At 38.1% G+C, this 21,084-nt stretch carries 19 protein-coding genes; 11 read left to right on the top strand and 8 right to left on the bottom strand.

Annotation, left to right across the window (positions count from 1 at the left end; genetic code table 11):
- Positions 1–124 precede the first annotated feature (124 nt).
- From EMK97_RS11565 to rpmH, 7 genes are all read right to left on the bottom strand, one after another.
- Entirely contained in the window at positions 125–583 is a 459-nt protein-coding gene (locus EMK97_RS11565; protein WP_130602328.1) for a flavodoxin domain-containing protein, read from the bottom strand.
- Between the two features lie 185 nt (positions 584–768).
- Positions 769–1,794, bottom strand: a complete 1,026-nt coding sequence (locus tag EMK97_RS11560; RefSeq protein WP_130602326.1) for an Abi family protein — start codon at positions 1,792–1,794, stop codon at positions 769–771.
- 290 nt (positions 1,795–2,084) lie between these two features.
- Positions 2,085–3,488, bottom strand: coding sequence for a tRNA uridine-5-carboxymethylaminomethyl(34) synthesis GTPase MnmE (mnmE, locus tag EMK97_RS11555; RefSeq protein ID WP_130602324.1), 1,404 nt, complete (start codon positions 3,486–3,488; stop codon positions 2,085–2,087).
- A 122-nt stretch (positions 3,489–3,610) separates the two neighbouring features.
- Entirely contained in the window at positions 3,611–5,239 is a 1,629-nt protein-coding gene (gene yidC, locus EMK97_RS11550) for a membrane protein insertase YidC (RefSeq protein ID WP_130602322.1), read from the bottom strand.
- 5 nt (positions 5,240–5,244) lie between these two features.
- Positions 5,245–5,493, bottom strand: coding sequence for a membrane protein insertion efficiency factor YidD (yidD, locus tag EMK97_RS11545; RefSeq protein ID WP_130602320.1), 249 nt, complete (start codon positions 5,491–5,493; stop codon positions 5,245–5,247).
- Positions 5,460–5,798, bottom strand: coding sequence for a ribonuclease P protein component (gene rnpA, locus EMK97_RS11540; RefSeq protein ID WP_342774592.1), 339 nt, complete (start codon positions 5,796–5,798; stop codon positions 5,460–5,462). Before rnpA ends, yidD begins: the two co-directional genes overlap by 34 nt.
- Positions 5,799–5,868: 70 nt before the next feature.
- Positions 5,869–6,003 (bottom strand): 50S ribosomal protein L34, encoded by a 135-nt coding sequence (gene rpmH, locus EMK97_RS11535; protein ID WP_118959841.1) that lies wholly within the window; start codon positions 6,001–6,003, stop codon positions 5,869–5,871.
- Positions 6,004–6,490: 487 nt separating this feature from the next.
- Between rpmH and dnaA the strand changes: the two genes are divergently transcribed.
- The 8 genes from dnaA to EMK97_RS11495 all read left to right on the top strand — a co-directional run bounded on the left by dnaA (position 6,491) and on the right by EMK97_RS11495 (position 16,507).
- A complete protein-coding gene (gene dnaA, locus EMK97_RS11530; protein ID WP_130602316.1) occupies positions 6,491–7,885 on the top strand; it encodes a chromosomal replication initiator protein DnaA in 1,395 nt (464 codons plus the stop codon).
- Positions 7,886–7,918: 33 nt separating this feature from the next.
- On the top strand, positions 7,919–9,022 hold the full coding sequence (dnaN, locus tag EMK97_RS11525) for a DNA polymerase III subunit beta (RefSeq protein WP_130602314.1): 1,104 nt from the start codon (positions 7,919–7,921) through the stop codon (positions 9,020–9,022).
- 45 nt (positions 9,023–9,067) lie between these two features.
- Positions 9,068–10,147 carry a DNA replication/repair protein RecF gene (recF, locus tag EMK97_RS11520; RefSeq protein ID WP_246028771.1) on the top strand — a complete coding sequence of 360 codons (1,080 nt, stop codon included), beginning with the start codon at positions 9,068–9,070 and terminating at the stop codon, positions 10,145–10,147.
- Positions 10,148–10,173: 26 nt separating this feature from the next.
- Positions 10,174–12,609 (top strand): DNA topoisomerase (ATP-hydrolyzing) subunit B, encoded by a 2,436-nt coding sequence (gene gyrB / locus EMK97_RS11515; protein ID WP_130602310.1) that lies wholly within the window; start codon positions 10,174–10,176, stop codon positions 12,607–12,609.
- A 148-nt stretch (positions 12,610–12,757) separates the two neighbouring features.
- Complete coding sequence (gene glyQ, locus EMK97_RS11510) at positions 12,758–13,681, top strand: glycine--tRNA ligase subunit alpha (protein WP_130602308.1); 924 nt, start codon at positions 12,758–12,760, stop codon at positions 13,679–13,681.
- Positions 13,681–15,747, top strand: coding sequence for a glycine--tRNA ligase subunit beta (gene glyS, locus EMK97_RS11505; protein WP_130602306.1), 2,067 nt, complete (start codon positions 13,681–13,683; stop codon positions 15,745–15,747). Before glyQ ends, glyS begins: the two co-directional genes overlap by 1 nt.
- A 184-nt stretch (positions 15,748–15,931) precedes the next feature.
- Positions 15,932–16,246 (top strand): TraR/DksA family transcriptional regulator, encoded by a 315-nt coding sequence (locus EMK97_RS11500; RefSeq protein ID WP_130602304.1) that lies wholly within the window; start codon positions 15,932–15,934, stop codon positions 16,244–16,246.
- A 9-nt stretch (positions 16,247–16,255) separates the two neighbouring features.
- Complete coding sequence (locus EMK97_RS11495; protein WP_130602302.1) at positions 16,256–16,507, top strand: HP1242/YdcH family protein; 252 nt, start codon at positions 16,256–16,258, stop codon at positions 16,505–16,507.
- Between the two features lie 64 nt (positions 16,508–16,571).
- Here EMK97_RS11495 and tusA read toward each other — a convergent pair whose 3' ends face one another.
- Complete coding sequence (tusA, locus tag EMK97_RS11490; protein ID WP_130602300.1) at positions 16,572–16,817, bottom strand: sulfurtransferase TusA; 246 nt, start codon at positions 16,815–16,817, stop codon at positions 16,572–16,574.
- Positions 16,818–16,997: 180 nt separating this feature from the next.
- Here tusA and EMK97_RS11485 point away from each other — a divergent pair, with 180 nt between their 5' ends.
- From EMK97_RS11485 to EMK97_RS11475, 3 genes are all read left to right on the top strand, one after another.
- Positions 16,998–18,980 (top strand): transglycosylase SLT domain-containing protein, encoded by a 1,983-nt coding sequence (locus EMK97_RS11485; RefSeq protein ID WP_130602298.1) that lies wholly within the window; start codon positions 16,998–17,000, stop codon positions 18,978–18,980.
- Between the two features lie 120 nt (positions 18,981–19,100).
- Entirely contained in the window at positions 19,101–20,432 is a 1,332-nt protein-coding gene (pepQ, locus tag EMK97_RS11480; protein WP_130602296.1) for a Xaa-Pro dipeptidase, read from the top strand.
- Positions 20,433–20,457: 25 nt separating this feature from the next.
- Entirely contained in the window at positions 20,458–21,072 is a 615-nt protein-coding gene (locus EMK97_RS11475; protein ID WP_130602294.1) for a YigZ family protein, read from the top strand.
- Positions 21,073–21,084: the final 12 nt, after the last annotated feature.

The following is a 21,084-nucleotide window of genomic DNA, read 5'->3' as shown; positions in this document are numbered from 1 at the left end:
CAAGCTAAAATAGTTTGTTTTTAGTTAACTGAATAATAATAGAAAATTAATAGCTTATTAAAGGTTTTATCCACAGATGGTGTTTTTTTAGTTTGTAAATGTTGATAACTTATGGGTAAGCGATCTAATACAGATCGCTATGTTGTCTTATCCACGCTTGGCTAAGCTCTTCTGGATCTATTTCTTGAGACATATCTAGGGTGTATAAATCTACTATTTCTTTAGAACCTTTTGATTTTAATAGCTTTGATATGTTTTTTGCTGCCTGGCAGAAAGTATCATAGCTAGAATCACCAACACCGATCGTTAAAAAGCGTACTGTGGATAGATCTTGATCACAATTTTCAAGATCACGAGCAAAGTCGATAAAATTGTCAGGGTAGTCACCGGCACCATGAGTTGAGGTACAGATAAGCCAAACTGGATTTTCGCTCGAATTAGTAGCAGAGACTATGTCAGAAAAGTTAGGTTTTAGGTGTAAAGCTACCTGTTGATTAAGGGATTCTAATGTTTCTTCGCAGGCTTCAGCGACATATTCTGTACCGCCTAACATACTGCCAACAATTATTTGAAATGAACTCATAATGGCTCCTAAATGGGGAAATAGAAGCGTTATTGTAGTATTTAATGGCCGATATAAAAATAGCCTAAAGGTAGGCTATTTTTGTTATGGAACAAGCTTGAGCTGAATTATTTACCAATACAATAAATAAAAACAAAGTGTTTATCTTTTTCTAATTGGAGTGAAGGCGCTATAGTGTAAGTAAACTAAATCGGGTGCAGTGCTGATATACTTCTCTTACCATGAACCAGAAACACGCTCTTTTTCATCTTTATTATGGAGCCTAATTCTCGCTTGAATTTACAGCTTTTAATATGACTACTCGCTATTTCGTGGTGTTTTATGTAGAAATCTAGCCCACGTGTTGAGCATAACCAGAGGAAATGAGTGTGAGTTGCTGAAGCCACCAAGTCATCGTAAAGTTCCTGTGACATCCATCTCAACAACTCTGTTATTTTAGAATATATGATTCTCAAACGTTGGATACTTTCAGTAGGGGTTGAGCTTGGTGGATGTAACACTGCTCTATTGGAGCCTTGTGCAGGTGGAGTTTCATCTAATATTTTTGGTGTCTTCCATAGGGGTTCATGGTGAGCTATCCTGTTGCGAATATCTCTTACCAGTTCTAAACGATATGTCAATCTTTTCTGCTGGGTTGCGACATTCCATTGGTTACTGTTTGAGGCTCTGTGTTTTGGGAATATATGAGCTAGTACGTTACCCCATTGAACAAGAGGGTTTTTATCAATAAGGGATGACCAGAAACCAAAATGTAGACTTGATACTACATCATCGGGAGAGGGTCTTACCCTTCCTTGCAGGGGAGTCTTACTGCGATAATGGTGAGTAGTGGTATGTATTTTAGAAAGCGACTTATTTTCAAGTAATCCTGCTTCATACCAGTTGCATGAGGATGTTGTACCTATCGTATTTGTATTTGAAGTATTCCAATTTCTTGGGTTGCCACTGCAACGAGTCACAACTCTTTTTTGTGAATGATACAATTGACTACTTAGACTTACATGCGTCCTGTTTCGTAAAGTAATTTCGATTTGAGTTATGACATTAAATAATGCCTTACTTATTGCGTCGTTCCATAAATAGCAGTTATAAACCTCATCATCAGATAAGTGACTCCCAAAGTAACGTTTATATGCATTAATTCTTGGCTGAGACAAGGAATCAAAAACAATGGCTAGGTCATTTGGTCTCAATTTATTTTTCACATCCATTAGAAAACTATGTGTTCAACACTACCACAAAATAAAAATAACAGTTGACAAAAATGTTGTAATTGGCCAAAATTTACTACGTAAGCGCTTGTAGTGATAACTTATAAACCACCTCTAATAGCAGGTTTGTAGGGCTGCAAGCAGCAAAGTATCTTGAGAAGGCTGCCTTATGGCAGCCTTTTTCATTTTGATTAAATCAATAGTTGCTTTTTTGTTTAGATATTTAGCTCTTCTTTAAATGCCTCTTTTGTAAGAAACCAGACTGGTTGAGAGTCAATTTTTTTACTAGTTTATTTACCAATACAAAATGAGGTAAAGATCTTACCTAGTAGATCATCACTAGTGAATTCACCTGTTATTTGATCTAATTCTTGTTGGCAAAGGCGTAGTTCTTCCGCAAGGATCTCACCAGCAATGTAAGATTCAAGCTGCTCTAAACCTGTTAGCAGGTGCTGATAGGCGTTATCTAAGGCGACTAAATGGCGTCTTCTCGCCATAAAACCACCTTCAGTACCGCCTTGATAGCCCATGATGGCCTTTAAGTGTTCTTTAAGACTCTCTACGCCACTGCCCGTTTTTGCTGACAAGGTGACTACGGTATGGGTTTGTTGGGCTTGGTCGGTAAACTCATCTAATCCCGTTGTCATCTTGCTGATATCGGCTTTATTGCGAATCAGTGTTAAACCGATATTTTCTGGGAGTTTGGCAAAAAACTCTGGGTAGAAATCTTTAATATCTTGCTCATCTTCAAGTACGGTGTGTTTTTGGCTGGCATCTACCATTAACAGTACTCGATCAGCTTGATTGATCTCTTGCCATGCGCGCTCTATGCCTATTTGCTCAACGGTATCATCACTCTCTCTTAGTCCTGCAGTATCTATAATATGTAGTGGCATACCATCAATATGAATTTGCTCAGCTAGTACATCGCGCGTAGTACCTGCAATATCGGTAACTATGGCACTTTCTTTACCGCTCAGCGCATTAAGCAAGCTTGATTTACCGGCGTTGGGTTTACCAGCAATAACTACTCGCATACCTTCACGAATGATACTGCCTTGCTGTGCTTGTTTACGTACATTAGCGACCTGCTCGATAATGGCTTTTAGGTCGCTAACCACTTTTTTATCTGCTAAAAAGTCAATTTCTTCTTCGGGAAAATCTATGGCCGCTTCAACATACATTCTTAGATGTATAATGCTATCTACCATTTGGTGAACTAGTTTTGAAAAGTCACCTTGTAGTGAGTGCAGGGCAGAGCGAGCCGCTTGCTCTGAGCTTGAGTTGATAAGATCGGCTATTGCTTCTGCTTGGGTGAGATCTAGCTTGTCATTTAAAAAAGCTTGTTCGCTAAACTCACCCGGTTTTGCCATTTGTACTTTGGGTAGCGTTAAGATGGCTTTGAGCAGCATATCCAGTATAACTGGGCCACCATGACCTTGAAATTCAACCACATCTTCACCAGTAAAAGAATTAGGAGCCTTAAAGTAAAGTGCTATTCCCTGATCTAACACTTGCTGATTTTGATCATAAAATGGTAGATATTCTGCTTTTCTAACCTCTGGTACTTTTCCAAGTATCGCTTGCGCTACATTTTTGGCTTCTGGGCCTGATACGCGAATAATACCTACACCACCACGTCCTGGCGCTGTAGCTTGTGCGGCTATTGTTGTTTGTTGAGAAAAAGCACTCATAGGTTAGTCATCTTAATCATGTCAAAGTCTAGTTATTTTACTCGATTTTATCTGATTCTTATACAGTTACTCAGGCATAAAAAAAGCGACCCTAGGTCGCTTTTAAAATGATTTTATACAGATTAGCTTTTTGCTTCTTTTTGCTTGGCCATATCGGCAAAGATGATCTTCATTTGCACAATAGAAACCACGTTACTGATAAACCAGTATAAAACTAAACCTGATGGGAACCATGCCATAAAGATAGAGAACACTACTGGCATATATTGCATGATCTTTTGCTGCATTGGATCTTGAATAGTCATTGGCTGCATTTTTTGCATTACATACATACTTGCACCCATTAAAATAGGTAGTACGAAGAATGGGTCCATGGCAGATAAATCTTGAATCCATAATACAAATGGCGCATGACGTAGCTCAACACTTTCTAAGAACACCCAGTATAGCGCTAAGAAAATAGGCATTTGTAATAGTAAAGGTAAACAACCACCAGCAGGGTTTACTTTCTCTTTACGGTACATTTCCATGGTAGCTTGTGACATTTTTTGTCTATCGTTACCGTAGCGCTCTTTTAATTGTTGCATTTTAGGTGCTAAATCACGCATTTTTGCCATAGAGGTGTATTGTGCTTTGGTAAGCGGATACATAACACCTTTAACAATTAAAGTAATGATGATAATTGCCACACCCCAGTTACCAACAAGTGCTTGAATTTGAACTAATAGCCAGAATAACGGTTGGCTTATCATAAACAAGAAACCGTAATCGATAGTTAAATCTAAGTTCGGCGCTATTTTTTCTAATGCTGCTTGATCTTTTGGACCCACATAAAAAATGGCGGCCGTGGTACCTGTTTGGCCAGCATCTATGTTAACAGCAGGAGCTTTATAACCGATAACCGCTTCATAGTTGTTGGTGTAACTGGTATAAATTTGGTTAGTATCTTGTGCTTGTGGCACCCAAGCAGAAACAAAGTAGTGCTCTAACATAGCAACCCAACCGCCCGCAGTAGCTTTCGTTAAGTTAGCTTCAGCGATATCTTCAAAATCGTATTTTTCGTAACGTTCTTCAGTGGTTGAGTATGCCGCGCCACGATAGGTTGGTAGCATGCCTGTTGAAGTATCAACAACGGTAGATTGCTTTAATTGACCGTACATTTGTACAGAAACAGTATTACTGGTGTTGTTTTCAACTATATACTCAACCCCTATGCTATAGCTATTAGCTGTGAAGGTGAAACGCTTAGTGACATTAAGTGCATTGTCACCTTGGTAGGTTAAATCAACCACTAAGCTTTCATTGCCTGCCATATCATAGTTGCTTTGTGCGCTGCTATAAATTGGGCGGCCTTTTACCACTCGGTCAACACCATTAGCACCTGTTAAGCCACTTTGCGCTATGTACTTACGAGCGCCGTCTTGCATTAAGGTGTATGGAATACCGTTACCCTGTTCTGTATCAAAGTGATGTAACTTAGCTTCAACAATATCGCCACCTTGCGTGTTGATTTTAAGTGCTAATGTATCTGTAGTTACAGTAATAACTTTGGCTGCACTTGCTGCTTTTAATTCGCTAACAACAGTTGCTTGCTCGCTTGACTCAGGAACAAAGTCAGAATTTTCACCTTGAGCTGTTTGGCTTACAGTGACGGGGTCTGTTTTTGGCGCTTGATCTTGCTGCCATTGGCTAAATAACAAGTATGTTACTACCGCTAGCGCAATAAAGAGCAGACTACGTTGGGATTCCATAAGGTTTATTTCTCTTTTTTTTGTGTTGGCACGGGATCTTCACCCCCTGCGTTGAGTGGGTGACATTTTAATATACGTTTGCTTGCTAACCAAGTCCCTTTTAATACTCCAAAGCGATTAACAGCTTCAATAGCATAGGAAGAGCAGGTTGGTTGAAAGCGACAATTAGAACCCAATAAAGGGCTGATAAATTTTTGATAACCTTTAATTAAGGCTATGATTAATTTTTGTGGCGCTGAATTATTTTTCGCCATATTTTTTCTAATTGTTTATTTATTTGTGTGTTATCTAATTGGTCAATGCCAGACTTTACCATAACCACCATATCGATAGCAGGTAGTTTATGCTGATTTAAGCGAAAACTTTCCCTAACTAATCGTTTCATGCGGTTACGCTGAACAGCAAGTTTGACTCGTTTTTTAGCTATAGCTAAGCCTAAACGATTTTTACTGGTGGAATCGTTATCTAAAGTAGTAGGTGATATTAGAATGGTGAAGTGTTGTGAGCTATATCTAACAGGTTTAGAAAACACTGTTTGGAATTGACCGGGAGTCAACAAACGTGACTCCCGATTAAATTTATAAGAAACCATTATTTAGGCTATCTTATGATATTCTTTGCAGAATATATTAAGCGCTAAGGCTTGCGCGGCCTTTAGCACGGCGACGAGCTAATACAGCACGACCGTTTTTAGTAGCCATGCGAGCACGGAATCCGTGGTTACGCTTACGTTTTAATACGCTAGGTTGAAATGTTCTTTTCATTACGCTAATCCGTCGGTTGTTGTTGCCCTGGCAAAACAGCCGTTTGAGCACACTGGTCTAAAAAAAGAGGCCGAATATTAAAGCTTCGTTGACTAATTGTCAATCATTTATCCAAGCTAAATTTTTATATAGGGATCATGATCATGACAAAAGGATCGTTTTTGATCGCTATTTTATTTTTAGCTATCCACAGTTTTATAACATTTCGCTATTAATAGTCAGACTCTCTAGACAAATCGTTCGTTGTTTATCGCTTTTATCACAGTAAATTATTAATATTAAATTTAATAATTACAGTTGGTTATATATATTGTTGCTTTTTTTATCTTCATTAAGCAAAAGTCAATATTGAACTTGTGGATAAGTAGTTAGATAATAGCCTAATTAAGAAGAAATAACTCTATTGTGCATTTCCTTTTTCTAATTGGTATTTGCTTGTAAGCAAAACCTTAGTTACTAAAAATTATTAAAATTTTGGAGCGTCCGGTTGGATCAGTCACCTTGGCAACGTTGCCTTTCCGTTTTGCAAGAAGAGTTGCCAGCGCAGCAATTTAGTATGTGGATCCGACCACTGCAATGCGTTATTTCAGATAATGTAATGACGCTTTATGCGCCAAATCGGTTTGTTTTAGATTGGGTTAGAGATAAATATGTTAATAGAATTAATGAGTTAGTAACGCTTAACGAAACAGAAAATCCATTACTATTACGTTTTGATGTTGGTAGCAAGCCTATTTTCGAACAAAATAATGCTGAGCAAGCTCCAGATAGGCGTGATGGCTCTAGTACCAATGTTACTAATATTTTCTCTAAAACATCTTCTGATAGTAAACCTGTAGAGACAGAATCTAATCTACCTAAAAAGACCAATGTCAGGGTTAATTATACTTTCGATAATTTTGTTGAAGGTAAATCTAACCAATTGGCAAGAGCTGCTGCTTCACAAGTTGCAGATAATCCAGGTGCTGCATATAACCCTTTATTTATTTATGGTGGTACCGGCCTAGGTAAAACCCATTTATTGCATGCAGTTGGTAATGGTATTTTACTGAATAAGCCTAATGCCAAGATTGCCTATATGCATTCCGAGCGTTTTGTCCAAGATATGGTAAGGGCGCTGCAAAACAATGCGATGGAAAAGTTTAAACATTATTACCGTAGTGTGGATGCTTTACTCATAGATGATATTCAATTTTTTGCTGGTAAAGAGCGCACGCAAGAAGAGTTTTTCCATACCTTTAATGCCTTACTTGAAGGTAATCAACAAATAATTTTGACCAGTGATCGTTATCCTAAAGAAATTGATGGCGTAGATGATCGTTTGAAGTCGCGTTTTGGTTGGGGTTTAACGTTAGCCATTGAACCGCCTGAGCTTGAAACACGAGTCGCCATATTAAAACGAAAAGCTCAAGAAAGTCAGATTAATCTAGCCGATGAAGTTGCCTTTTTTATTGCCAAACGTTTACGTTCTAACGTTCGTGAGTTAGAAGGCGCATTAAACCGTGTTATCGCTAATGCTAACTTTACAGGTCGTGCAATTACCATAGATTTTGTCAGAGAAGCGCTGAGAGACTTACTTGCTTTGCAAGATAAGCTAGTCACTATTGATAATATTCAAAAGACTGTTGCTGAGTATTATAAAATTAAAGTGGCAGATTTATTATCTAAGCGTAGAAATCGTTCTGTTGCTAGACCAAGGCAGATTGCCATGGCATTATCTAAGGAGCTAACAAACCATAGTTTACCTGAGATAGGTGACGCTTTTGGTGGTCGTGATCACACTACGGTTTTACATGCTTGTCGTAAGGTCAAGTCATTGCGTGAAGAAACGCATGATATTAAAGAAGATTATTCAAATTTAATCAGAACACTTTCATCATAATAATAATGTTTAAAGCTTAAGATAGGTATAAAAATGAAGTTTTCACTAAATAGGGAATTGTTGCTCAAACCTTTGCTTTTGGTTTCTGGTGCTGTTGAGAGAAAAAGTACGTTACCCATTCTTGGTAATATTTTATTTGATGTAAGTGGGCAATCACTTACCCTAACAGCCACAGATTTAGAACTAGAAATGGTTTCTCATGCTGAAATTGACAACCAAGGGCCTGATGGCAAGTTAACAATTCCTGCACGTAAACTTCTTGATATTTGTAAAAGCCTACCTGAGAACTCTTTGATCAGCTTTGCAGCCGAAGAAGATACGGTTAAGCTTGCTTCTGGTCGTAGTAAATATTCTTTATCTACATTACCTGCCACAGATTTTCCAAATATTGAAGAGTGGAAAGGGGATGTAGAGTTTAAACTTCTTAAATCAGAGCTACTTCGTTTAATTGAAAGTACTCACTTTTCTATGGCCAACCAAGATGTTCGTTATTACTTAAATGGTATGTCAATTGAATCTGAAGGCAATGAAATTCGTTCTGTTGCCACTGATGGTCATAGATTAGCCATTTGTAAGATTGTTAATGACAGTTTAGCCCTACCTGCACGTCAAGTTATTGTACCGCGAAAGGGAATTTTAGAGATTATTCGTTTACTTAGCCCTGTTGATGAAGAGGTTCAAGTATTCCTAGGCTCTAACCACATTCGTATTATTGATAGTGAGTTTTCTTTTACCAGTAAATTGGTTGATGGTCGTTTTCCTGACTACCGTCGAGTTTTACCAAGAAATGGTGATAAGGTTTTTGAGACAGATAAAGATCATCTTAAGCAGATTTTGTCTAGAGCATCAATTTTATCAAATGAGAAGTTCAAAGGAGTACGTTTAAATTTCTCTAATTCTTTGCTGCGTATTACGGCAAATAACCCAGAACAGGAACAAGCGGAAGAAGAGTTAGAAATCAACTTCCCTTACGATGACTTGGAAATTGGCTTTAACGTAAGTTATGTTTTGGATGTTTTATCTGCCATTAAGGACGAGCAGGTTAAGTTCACATTAGCAGATGCCAATAGTAGTGTCGTTATTGAAGGTTGTGGCTTAGGTGAAGCTTTATATGTTGTTATGCCTATGCGCCTTTAATAAATGAGCCTAGTTAGTTTAACTAGTCACAATTTTAGAAATTTGGTGTCAGCTAGTATTCCGCTTCACCCAAAGTTAAATTTCTTTATTGGCGATAATGGTAGCGGTAAAAGTAGTATTTTAGAGTCGCTTTTTTTTGTTGGTCATGGCAAATCATTTCGAACCAGCAAAGTAGAGCACTTGGTAACACATGATAATAATGAATTTGTTATCAATGTAAAAAGTGACAATGATTTACAGTTAGGGATCAGTAAAAACTTTTTGCATGGCACGACTCAAATTAGAGTCAATGGCAAGAATCAGAATAGGCTATCTGTTTTAGCACAAAATATTGCTGTTCAGATTGTTACCCCAGAAAGTTTTAAATTGTTTTTTGGTGGTGCAAAAGAGCGTCGTCGCTTTGTTGATTTAGGTATGTTTCACGTGAAACAATCTTTTCCATCATTGTGGCGTGACTTTGCAAAATTATTAAAACAGCGTAATGCGCTAATTCGTAACAAAGTTAATAAGGCCGAACTCGCTTATTGGACAGAGTCATTTGCTCAATATAGTGAGCAAGTATCTGTGTTACGTGAAGAATATATTGCTTCATTAACTGAGCAATTAACTGAATCTTTAAAAGTTCTATTACCGACTCTTGCTGAAAAAGTTAGCATTCATTATTCAAGAGGGTGGTCGCAGAAAAAATCTCTTGTTGAGTATTTGAATGAGAGTTATGAGCGCGAATTTTCATACGGTTATACCTTGTATGGTGCTCATAAGTTTGATGTCAAATTTTTATATGGAAAAATGCCTATCGAGACACAATTGTCTAGGGGGCAGCAAAAGTTGTTTTTACTGGCGTTAACTTTCGCGCAAGCGAATCTAATAGCTAAAGTTAATCGAGTAAAACCAATTTTACTTATTGATGACATAGGCGCAGAACTCGATGTAAAATCTCGTGCCTTGTTGTTTAGTTTAATTGAAATAACAAATTGCCAAATTTTAATCACCGCGACTGATAATTCAGTATTAGCAGACTTTTTAAAGCCTTCTAGCATTGAGTCAGGTGATGATAACACTGGTAACTTAGGTGAAAACTATAATATGTTTCACGTGAAACATGGAAAAATATCACCGATTTAGTATAGGAAAGTAAATAGGCTGAAACTATGACAGTAGAAAATGAATATGATTCGTCCAGTATAAAGGTACTTAAAGGTCTTGATGCCGTTCGCAAAAGACCTGGTATGTATATTGGTGATACCGACGATGGCACTGGCTTACATCATATGGTTTTTGAGGTATTAGATAACTCAATTGATGAAGCTTTAGCGGGGCACTGTAGTGATATTGTGGTAACAATTCATTTAGACGGTTCTGTCTCTGTGAAAGATGATGGCCGTGGTATTCCAACTGAAATTCACCCTGAAGAAGGAGTATCAGCGGCTGAGGTTATTATGACCGTACTACATGCTGGTGGTAAATTCGGTGGTGAAGATTCTGGTTATAAAGTTTCTGGTGGTTTACATGGTGTAGGTATTTCTGTAGTAAATGCACTAAGTGAAAAACTAACCTTAACGATTCGACGCGATGGTAAGTTACACGAGCAAACCTATCATATAGGTGAGCCGGAAGCGCCATTAGCTGTAGTTGGTGAGAGTGAACACACAGGTACAGAAGTTCGTTTTTGGCCAAGTGCTGAAACTTTCTCAGATACATTGTTCCATTACGATATCTTAGTTAAGCGTATAAGAGAATTATCTTTCCTAAACTCTGGGGTATCAATCAAATTAATTGACGAAAGAGAAGAAGGCCGAGAAGAACACTTCTGCTATGAAGGTGGTATTCAGGCATTTGTTGATTATTTAAATACCAACAAAACTGCAGTTAATGAAAATATATTTTACTTTGATTTAAGTCGAGAAGACGGCATTGTTGTCGAAGTAGCTATGCAATGGAACGATGGTTTCCAAGAAAATATTTTCTGTTTTACTAACAACATTCCTCAGCGTGATGGTGGTACTCACTTAAGTGGTTTTAGAACGGCATTAACACGTACGCTTAATTCTTATATGGTAAAAGAAGGCTTAAATAAGAGTAAAAAAGGCGAAACAAGTGCTACCGGTGATGATGCTCGTGAAGGTTTAACTGCGGTTATTTCAGTTAAAGTACCTGATCCAAAATTCTCTTCACAAACAAAAGACAAGCTTGTTTCATCAGAAGTGAAAACAGCAGTAGAACAAGCTATGGGTGAAAAGTTAGGTGAATACTTACTTGAAAATCCAACGGTAGCTAAAACAATTATTATGAAAATTGTTGATGCTGCAAGAGCGCGTGAAGCGGCTCGTAAAGCAAGAGAAATGACTCGCCGTAAAGGTGCATTAGATATTGCTGGCTTACCAGGTAAACTAGCTGACTGTCAGGAAAAAGACCCAGCATTATCTGAACTATACATAGTGGAGGGTGACTCTGCGGGTGGCTCAGCAAAGCAGGGTCGTAACCGTAAGAACCAAGCTATCCTGCCATTAAAAGGTAAAATATTAAACGTTGAAAAAGCACGTTTTGATAAGATGATTTCATCACAAGAGGTTGGTACTCTGATTACTGCCTTAGGCTGTGGTATAGGTCGTGATGAGTATGACCCAGAGAAATTACGTTACCACAGCATTATTATCATGACCGATGCGGATGTCGATGGTTCTCATATTCGTACGCTTTTATTAACATTTTTCTACCGTCAAATGCCGGAGATTATGGAAAGAGGTCATATCTTTATCGCACAGCCACCGCTATATAAAGTGAAAAAAGGTAAGCAAGAGCGTTACATTAAAGATGATGATGCATTAACGGAATACTTAACGACATTAGCATTAGATAATGCTTCAATTCATGTTAATGAGCAGGCTCCTGCTATTTCTGAGGTTGCTTTAGAGCAGTTAGTAAATCAGTTTAGAAATACTATGGATACGATCAAGCGTATTTCACGACAAATACCTGCAGATATTTTAGAAAAAATGGTGTACAGCACAACGATTGTTCCAGCTGATTTTTCTGATAAAGCTAAGGTTGATGCTTGGGCTGCTAACTTAATTAATCAGTTAGAAAACCAAGATGGTAATGGCTCTATCTATTCGGTAACAGTAGAGCATGATCAAGAGCGTAATATTTACTATCCAAGCTTTAATGTAAGACAACACGGTATTGATAAGATTTATAACTGTAGTTATGACTTTATTCAGTCAGGTGAGTTTGCCGCAATTCAATCTTTAAATGATGCCATAAACGGCTTAATGGAAGAGGGAGCTTATGTTAAGCGTGGCGAAAAAGTTCAACCAGTAACAAGCTTTGAACAGGCACTTAATTGGTTAATGACTGAATCAAAACGCGGTCAATATATACAACGTTATAAAGGGTTAGGTGAAATGAACCCTGAGCAGTTATGGGAAACAACCATGGATCCTGAAACACGTCGTATGTTAAAAGTGACCATTGAAGATGCTATCGCAGCAGATCAATTATTTAATACATTAATGGGTGACCATGTAGAGCCTCGTCGAAACTTTATCGAAGAGAATGCCTTACGAGTTTCAAACTTAGATGTATAATAAATAATGACATAACATAATTTGTATGCCCGGTCTTCATATCGGGCATTTTTATTATTAATATATCGCTTTGTCGGTGTATTAGATTAAATACTCTACACACGCTATAATCGCTCAAGTAGAAAATAAACAGTGAATTTGAAAATCCATGACAAATTTCAATATTAAAACGTTTCAAGGGCTGATCTTGCAGTTGCAAGATTATTGGTCGCGTCAAGGTTGTGTTATCGTACAGCCGCTTGATTTAGAGGTTGGAGCAGGTACTTTTCATCCGATGACATTTTTGCGCTCAATTGGTCCTGAGCCAATTAGTAGTGCTTATGTACAGCCATGTCGACGCCCAACTGATGGACGTTATGGTGAAAACCCAAACAGACTACAACATTATTATCAATTTCAAGTGATGTTGAAGCCTTCACCTAAGAATATACAGCAGCTTTACTTAGACTCATTAGAAGAGCTAGGAATTGATACCTTAGTTCATGATGTCCGCTTTGTCGAAGATAACTGGGAGTCACCAACATTAGGTGCTTGGGGTCTTGGTTGGGAAGTGTGGTTAAACGGCATGGAAATTACCCAGTTTACTTACTTCCAACAGGTAGGTGGCTTAGAGTGTGCGCCAGTTACAGGTGAGATAACCTATGGTTTAGAACGTTTAGCCATGTATATCCAAAATGTTGATAGCATTTATGATCTTGTTTGGACTGATGGCCCTATGGGCACAGTTTACTACCGTGATGTATTCCATCAAAATGAAGTAGAGCAGTCAGCCTATAACTTTGAGCATGCCGATGTGAAAGATTTATTCCATCAATTTGATCAATGTGAGAAGGTTTCACAAGATTTAATAGAAAAAGGTCTACCTTTACCTGCCTACGAACAAGTAATGAAAGCATCTCATGCCTTTAATTTATTAGACGCTCGTCATGCGATTTCAGTTACTGAACGTCAACGTTATATTTTACGTGTTAGAGCTTTAGCAAAGGCCTGTGCACAGGCTTATTACGATGCTCGTGAGTCTTTGGGTTTCCCATTATGTAAAGACCAAGTGAATGTTAAGGGAGATGCATAATGACTACTGAAACATTACTAATTGAATTAGGTACAGAAGAACTACCACCCAAAGCGCTAAGTAAATTGGCTACGGTATTTTTTGAGCAAATTAAAACACAACTAGAAAGTGCCGATCTAGGTTATGAAACCATTAAATGGTTTGCTTCGCCACGTCGTTTAGCTGTTCAAGTAAATGCTTTGGTGGCTAAGCAAGCTGATAAAGCGGTAGAAAAGCGTGGCCCTGCGGTTAACGTTGCCTTTGATGCTGACGGAAATCCTACCAAAGCTGCTGAAGGTTGGGCTCGTTCTAACGGTATTACCGTTGCTGAAGCTGATAGATTAACAACAGACAAAGGTGAGTGGTTATTACATAAAGCGGTTCAAGCTGGTAAAACTGTCCATGAATTGATTCCAGCCATTGTCGTTAATGCATTAAACAAATTACCTATTCCTAAGCCGATGCGTTGGGGAGCAGAGCGTATCCAGTTTATTCGACCTACACATACATTAACTATGATGTACGGTAGTGAAATTATTGCTGGTGAAGCCTTAGGTGTGCAATCAAGTAATCAGTTACAAGGGCACCGTTTTCATCATAAAGGCTTAGTTACTTTAGATCATGCGGATAATTATCAAAGCGTATTAGAAAGCGCATTTGTTATTGCTGATTATCAGCAACGTAAAGCCCTTATTGAATCACAAGTAGCAAAAGTTGCCGCTGATATAGGTGGTAATGCTATTGTCGATGCTGACTTACTTGAAGAAGTTACCAGTATTAATGAATGGCCTGTGACTTTAGTTGGTACTTTTGATGAAGAGTTTTTATCAGTGCCTGCTGAGCCATTAATTTACTCAATGCAAGATCATCAAAAATACTTCCCTGTTCGCGATAATAACGGCAACTTAATGAACAAATTTATCTTTGTTGCCAATATTGAAAGTAAAGAACCACAACAGGTTATTTTTGGTAATGAAAAGGTTATTCGTCCACGATTAGCTGATGCTGAGTTTTTCTTTAAAACAGATAAAAAGCAAAGCTTAGAATCAAGATTAACAACACTTGATTCAGTCTTGTTCCAAAAGCAGCTAGGTACGTTAAAAGATAAATCTGAGCGAATTGCACAGCTTAGTCAGTTTATTGCTGAGCAATTAAATGAAAACAGTGCTGATGCTTATCGAGCAGGTTTATTAAGTAAAACCGATCTTATGTCTGATATGGTACTTGAGTTTCCACAAGTACAGGGAACTATGGGTAAGTACTATGCTCAGCACGATGGTGAAAGTGCCGCTATTGCGCAAGCACTAGAAGATCAGTATCGCCCAAGATTCTCAGGTGATAGCTTGCCTGAAGCTAATATTGGTTGTGCGGTTGCTATTGCCGATAAAATTGATAGCTTAGTTGGCATCTTTGGTATTAATCAGCCGCCAAAAGGCGATAAAGACCCATTTGCGCTAAGAAGAGCTGCAATTGGTGTTATCCGTATCATAATCGAGAAACAGCTAAATTTAGACCTTTCAGCGCTTATTTCTCGTAGCATAGAATTATTTGCTGATAAGCTAAGTAATGAAAACACCGCGAGTGATGTATTAGATTTCGTAATGGGACGTTTTAAAGCGTTTTATCAAGAGCAAAATATTAATGTTGATGTTATTCAAGCGGTACTTGCGAAAAAGCCGAGTGCACCATTAGATTTTGACAAGCGCATCAAAGCGGTAAGCTACTTTAGTCAATTAGCTGAAGCAGAAACACTAGCAGCAGCGAATAAGCGTGTTGGTAACATACTCGCTAAGTTTGATGGTGAGCTATTCCAAAGCTTTAATAGCGAGCTGGCTACGGAAGCAGAAGAGCAAGCCTTGGCAGCTGCTTTTGCTGAAATTAGTGAAAAGGTTGCGCCGTTTATGGCAAATAAAGATTATCAAGCAGCGTTAACTGAGTTAGCACAGCTTAAAGCGCCTATTGATACCTTCTTTGATAATGTCATGGTTATGAGTGATGATGAAGCGGTGAAAACCAATCGCTTAACCTTACTTAATCAAGTAAGAGCCTGTTTCTTTGATATAGCGGATATATCACTTTTACAGTAAAAAACTATCATTAAATCATGGCGAAAAAGGGCATAGCGATATGCTCTTTTTTTATGCCTAAAAAACGTGAAAATGCTTGTGCTGGATCAAAAACTCTTTAGCTGTAAGGAGTATGGTTAATTTGTAGCTAGACAATTTTACAGGGAAAAATTTCTAAAATTATAGGCTACTTAAGGAGTGAGAAATGCAACTTGAACAAATTGAAACTCAGCTGAAAAATAAACAGCAAGAGCTAAGAAAAAGAATTACGGCGATTGAGGCAGACTTTCACAAAGGTCGATCACAAGACTTTGCCGAGCAAGCATCGGAAACTGAAAACGATGGTGTGCTTGATGAAATACATCATGAAGCAAAAGCCGAACTTAGCCTTATTAATGAAGCATTAAATAGATTAGCCGCAGGTACATACGGACACTGTAGTGGCTGCAACGAAGCAATTAACCCACAAAGATTACAAGCGCTGCCTTACATAACCACATGCATTGATTGCGCGAATTAGGAGATTAGCATGACATTAGAAAAACATGATTTGCACCACGAGTTCCCAGAATATAATGATGAAATTCATTACTTAAAAATGAATGATAACCACTTTGCACGCTTATTTGCTGAGTATCATGAAATCGATCAAGAAGTTCATCGCATTGAACAAGGAGTAGAAAATACCTGTGATGACTATCTTGAAACAAAAAAGAAAGAACGTTTACTATTAAAAGATAAACTATTTGTAATGATTAAAAAAATCAAAGAAACAGCTTAATTCTAAGTGAAATAATTATTTGAAAAGTTCAGAGCGTGTTGCTGTTATTATCAACACGCTCAAGCTAACTCTTTTTGATCACATATAAATAGGGCAGTTCAGCTGTTTGTTGTGCAACTAGCTCGTGTTCCATAAATCGACAAAAACTAGGAATGTCTCGTGTCGTTGAAGGATCATCACATTGCACTAAAAGCGTCTCTCCACTGGCAATATTTCGAATTTGTTTACGTACCATCATAACTGGCTCAGGACAGCGCAAACCAATAGCGTCTAATGAGTGATCTGTGTTTTGAAAAATATTTGCTGTCATATAGCGGTATTTTGCTTACAAAAAAATAAAAAGAAGCTAAATTATACCTGATTATTAAAGGGGATAAACGTTTCTTAATAGAAAGCGGTAAGTATGCTGGAAAATAGCTTAGCACAACAGCTAGTGAATGAGTTAAGCTATAATTATCGACGTAAAAATGAAAGGTGTTAAGGTTATATAATGCAGGTAAATAGGCGTTTGAGAGGTTTTGCTGATAAGTTGCTATATTGTTGGCATAAAGTTAAAGCGATATTACTGCTTAGCGCCTTAAGCCTTGCCTTTTTCAAACCTGGCTTTGCTAGTCAACCTTTAGCGGTAACCACAGATAAAAATCAACAACAGTTATTTTTAAAAGCTGAGCGCTTAACTTCGCAATCACAGAGCAGACAATATATAGATTACTATAATCAACTGCATTATTACCCACTGCAACCTTATCTAGATCAGCGTCGTTTAATGGATAAAATGAAGTTGTCTGATGCAACCGAAATTAAGGCTTTTCTCACTAAATATGAAGATTCACCATTAGATTGGCCTTTGCGTAAAGCATGGTTAAAGTTCTTAGCAAAGAAAAACCAGCCGTTGCTATTTATGCAGTTCTTTAAGCCAACCTCTAATGTGCTATTAACTTGCCAGCATTTAAAGTATGCCCTTAAAACCGGGAGTAAAGAGGCTGATATATTGCCGCAAGTAACGCCTTTATGGCTTGTTGGTAAATCACAAGATAAAGCCTGTGACCCGTTATTTGAGCGCTGGCAAAAATCTGGGTATCGCACAGATGATGTGGTTTGGCAGCGAGTAGAGCTGGCAGCAGACGGTGGTAAACATACTTTAATTCCATATTTAACTAAGCTGTTACCGAAAGAGCAGCAATATTTAGCAAGTTTATGGCATAAAGTGCGCCGAGATCCCGCCATTGTGAGTCGCTTAAAGTATTTTCCAAACAAATCTGCTAAAGAAGCACAAATATTTACTTATGGCATTAAGCGCTTAGTATGGCGTGATCCTAATCGAGCGATAAAAACTTACAAGAAAGCGCTAAAAGTATTTCCGCTTACTGATGAGCAAAATCAGCAAATTACAGAAAAATTTGCCTTAGCCTTGGCAAATAAAAATCATAAAGCCGCGCGCACTTGGTTAGATAAATTACAACCAGCGCAACTAAATGAAAATATGCTGCAGTGGCGTATTACTGAGCTATTGAAAGAGCAAGATTGGCATCGAGTGATTAAAGAGTTAAAACAGCTACCTGAAAGTCAGCAGCAAGATTTGCAGTGGCAATATTGGTACGCCAGAGCCTTAATTGCCACTGACCAGCTTAGTCAAGGTAAGCAAATTATGGATAACCTAGCTGATAAGCGGCATTATTATGGCTTTTTAGCGGCAAGTTACCTACAAGCGCCGGTAAGTTTACAGCATAAACCTGTCAATATAACTCTAGCGGAGAAACAACAGGTATTAGCGCATCCAAGTGCAAAACGTGCTTTTGAATTATTTTATCTTAAGCGCTTTACTCAGGCTCGCAGAGAGTGGAATTTCTGGTTATCAAAACTGAGTAATAAAGAAAAGCTGGTAGCAGCAAAAGTTGCTAATGAAAATAATTGGTTTGATAGAGCAATTTTTACTTTGTCTCAGGTAGGTTATTTAGATGATGTTGAATTGCGCTTTCCGAAAGCCTTTGATAAAAAAATAAATCACCATGCTAACAATCAACAAATTAATCCTGCTTGGGCGTTTGCCATTACCCGTAGAGAAAGCTCTTTTATGACAGATGCATACTCATCAGCAGGTGCGCGTGGTTTAATGCAGTTGATGCCAAATACTGCTAAAAACTTAAAGCGCGGTAAAGTTAATAAAAAGTACTTACTCAATGCCGAGAATAATATTCAATTGGGGACTAAGTATTTACGGCAGTTACTTGATAAAAATGAAGGTAATCAGGTTTTGGCAACGGCAGCTTATAACGCTGGGCCTTATCGAGTAAAACGTTGGCTTAAAAATGTAAAAGCATTGCCCGCGGATATATGGATAGAAACCATACCGTTTAAAGAAACCCGTAATTACGTTAAAAGTGTGTTGGCTTACCAAGAAATATATCAGCACAAGCCAGGGCAGGTCAGTAGCGTTTTTGATACGGTAATCAATATGAATATTGGTGACTAATCCTGCTGGCATAAACCCTGCAAAGCATTCTGAACAACATTGATAAGATAGATTGATTTAGTTTCGTTATCAGCATAAGGGTTTATGCTATGATGGCGAAAAAATTTTGGAGAGATCTGCATGACACTAGTTAATGATAAGTTGGCGAGCTTATTTCCTGCTCATATCGCACAATTACAAAAAACAGCAAGAACAGCATTAACCCGTGAAAACCTTGAAGGTTTAGTGATTCATTCAGGTCAGGAGCTTAAGGCATTCCTTGATGATAATAGCTATCCATTTAGGGTCAATCCACATTTTAAGTATTGGTTACCTTTAACTGAGGTAACTAATTCATGGTTAGTTATTAATGGCGAAGATAAACCAACACTAATTTATTATCAGCCAGTAGACTTTTGGCATAAAGTAACGCCTTTACCTGAAAGTTATTGGAATGAGTTTTTTGATATTAAGGTGCTAAGCAAAGCGACAGAAGTTGATCAGTTATTGCCTTATGATAAAAAAGGCTACGCCTATATAGGTGAGCACTTAGAAGTCGCTAGAGCATTAGGCTTTGAAAACATTAATCCTGAGCCATTAGTGAATTACTTTCACTACCATAGAGCTTATAAAACGCCTTATGAACAAGAGTGTTTAAGACAATCTAATCGACTCGCGGTGTTAGGTCACTTAGCGGCGAAAAAAGCATTTTTAAATGGCGACACTGAGTTTGATATTCAAAATGCATATTTAAAAGCGGTTGGTTGTACTACTAATGATACTCCTTATGGCAATATTGTTGCCTTAAACCGAAACTGCTCTATTTTACATTACACCGCGCTAGATAAAGTTGCCCCGCAAAATCATCAGTCTTTTTTGATTGACGCTGGCGCACAGTTTAATGGTTATGCCTCAGATATTACTCGCACTTATTCTTTTAGGCGGGATAAGTTTGCCGAATTAATTACCCGTATGGATCAATTGATGCTAAAAGCGGTTGATGGCTTAAAACCAGGATTAAGTTATGTGGACTTACATATTAATACCCACAGAGAAATTGCTAAGGTATTAAGGGAATTTAACTTAATTACTGTGGATGCTGATACTGCCGTTGCCTCAGGTGTGGTTTCTAGCTTTTTCCCGCATGGTTTGGGTCATCACCTTGGCTTACAAACGCATGATGTGGGTGGCTTTATGGCTGATGAACGTGGTACTCATGTTAATGCACCACAAGAGCATCCATTCTTAAGAACTTCGCGTGTGATAGAAACAGGGCAGGTATTTACCATTGAGCCAGGTTTATATTTTATTGACTCCTTGCTTGCTGATTTAAAAGTGTCGTCAAACTCTGATCAGGTTAATTGGCAAAATATTGAAGAGTTACGTCCATTTGGCGGTATTCGCATTGAAGACAATATTATTGTTCATCAGTCACATAATGAAAACATGACCCGCGATCTCGGCCTGAGCTAATTATGGCGAGTGTTTAGTTAAATTTATGACCCAGTCCTACCCGATAGCGATTAATCAAGTTGAAGAAGAAACATTGGTTAATCGCAGTCGTTTTATTTGTTATCTACGTCCATGTGAGAGTGCAGCACAAGCTAAAGAGATAGTGAAAGAGCTGCAAGTCTTGCATCCTCAAGCGAATCATCATTGTTATGCTTTTATTACTGGCTCGGTTAATGATAGTCAAAGTTATGGCTTTTCAGATGATGGTGAGCCTAGTGGAACTGCAGGTAAGCCTATGCTGAATGTATTGCAAGGTGGCGGTGTTGGCCAGGTTTGTGCTGTGGTTGTTCGTTATTTCGGTGGTGTAAAGCTAGGCACAGGCGGCTTGCAGCGTGCTTATGCTGGAAGTGTTCGCCAAGCGCTTACACTGTTACAATCAGAAATGAAAATAGCTATGGTGCATAAATCGCTAGCGTGTCAATATAGCCAAGTTGATGATATTTTGCACTTGCTAGCACAAGTAAAAGGGCAGGTTATTAGGCAAGATTATCAACAGCAGGTAACATTTGAGCTTGCTATACCGTTTGATAAATTAGCGACTTTTAAGCAAAATATTCAAACTATGTCATCAGGTGCTTTAACACTGGCATCAATGGATTAGCCAATAAAAAGA

Source organism: Litorilituus sediminis (assembly GCF_004295665.1).
Classification (GTDB): Bacteria; Pseudomonadota; Gammaproteobacteria; order Enterobacterales; family Alteromonadaceae; genus Colwellia; species Colwellia sediminis.
The sequence above is the reverse complement of the archived record's forward strand: the minus strand, read 5'-3'. Positions and strand labels throughout refer to the sequence as shown.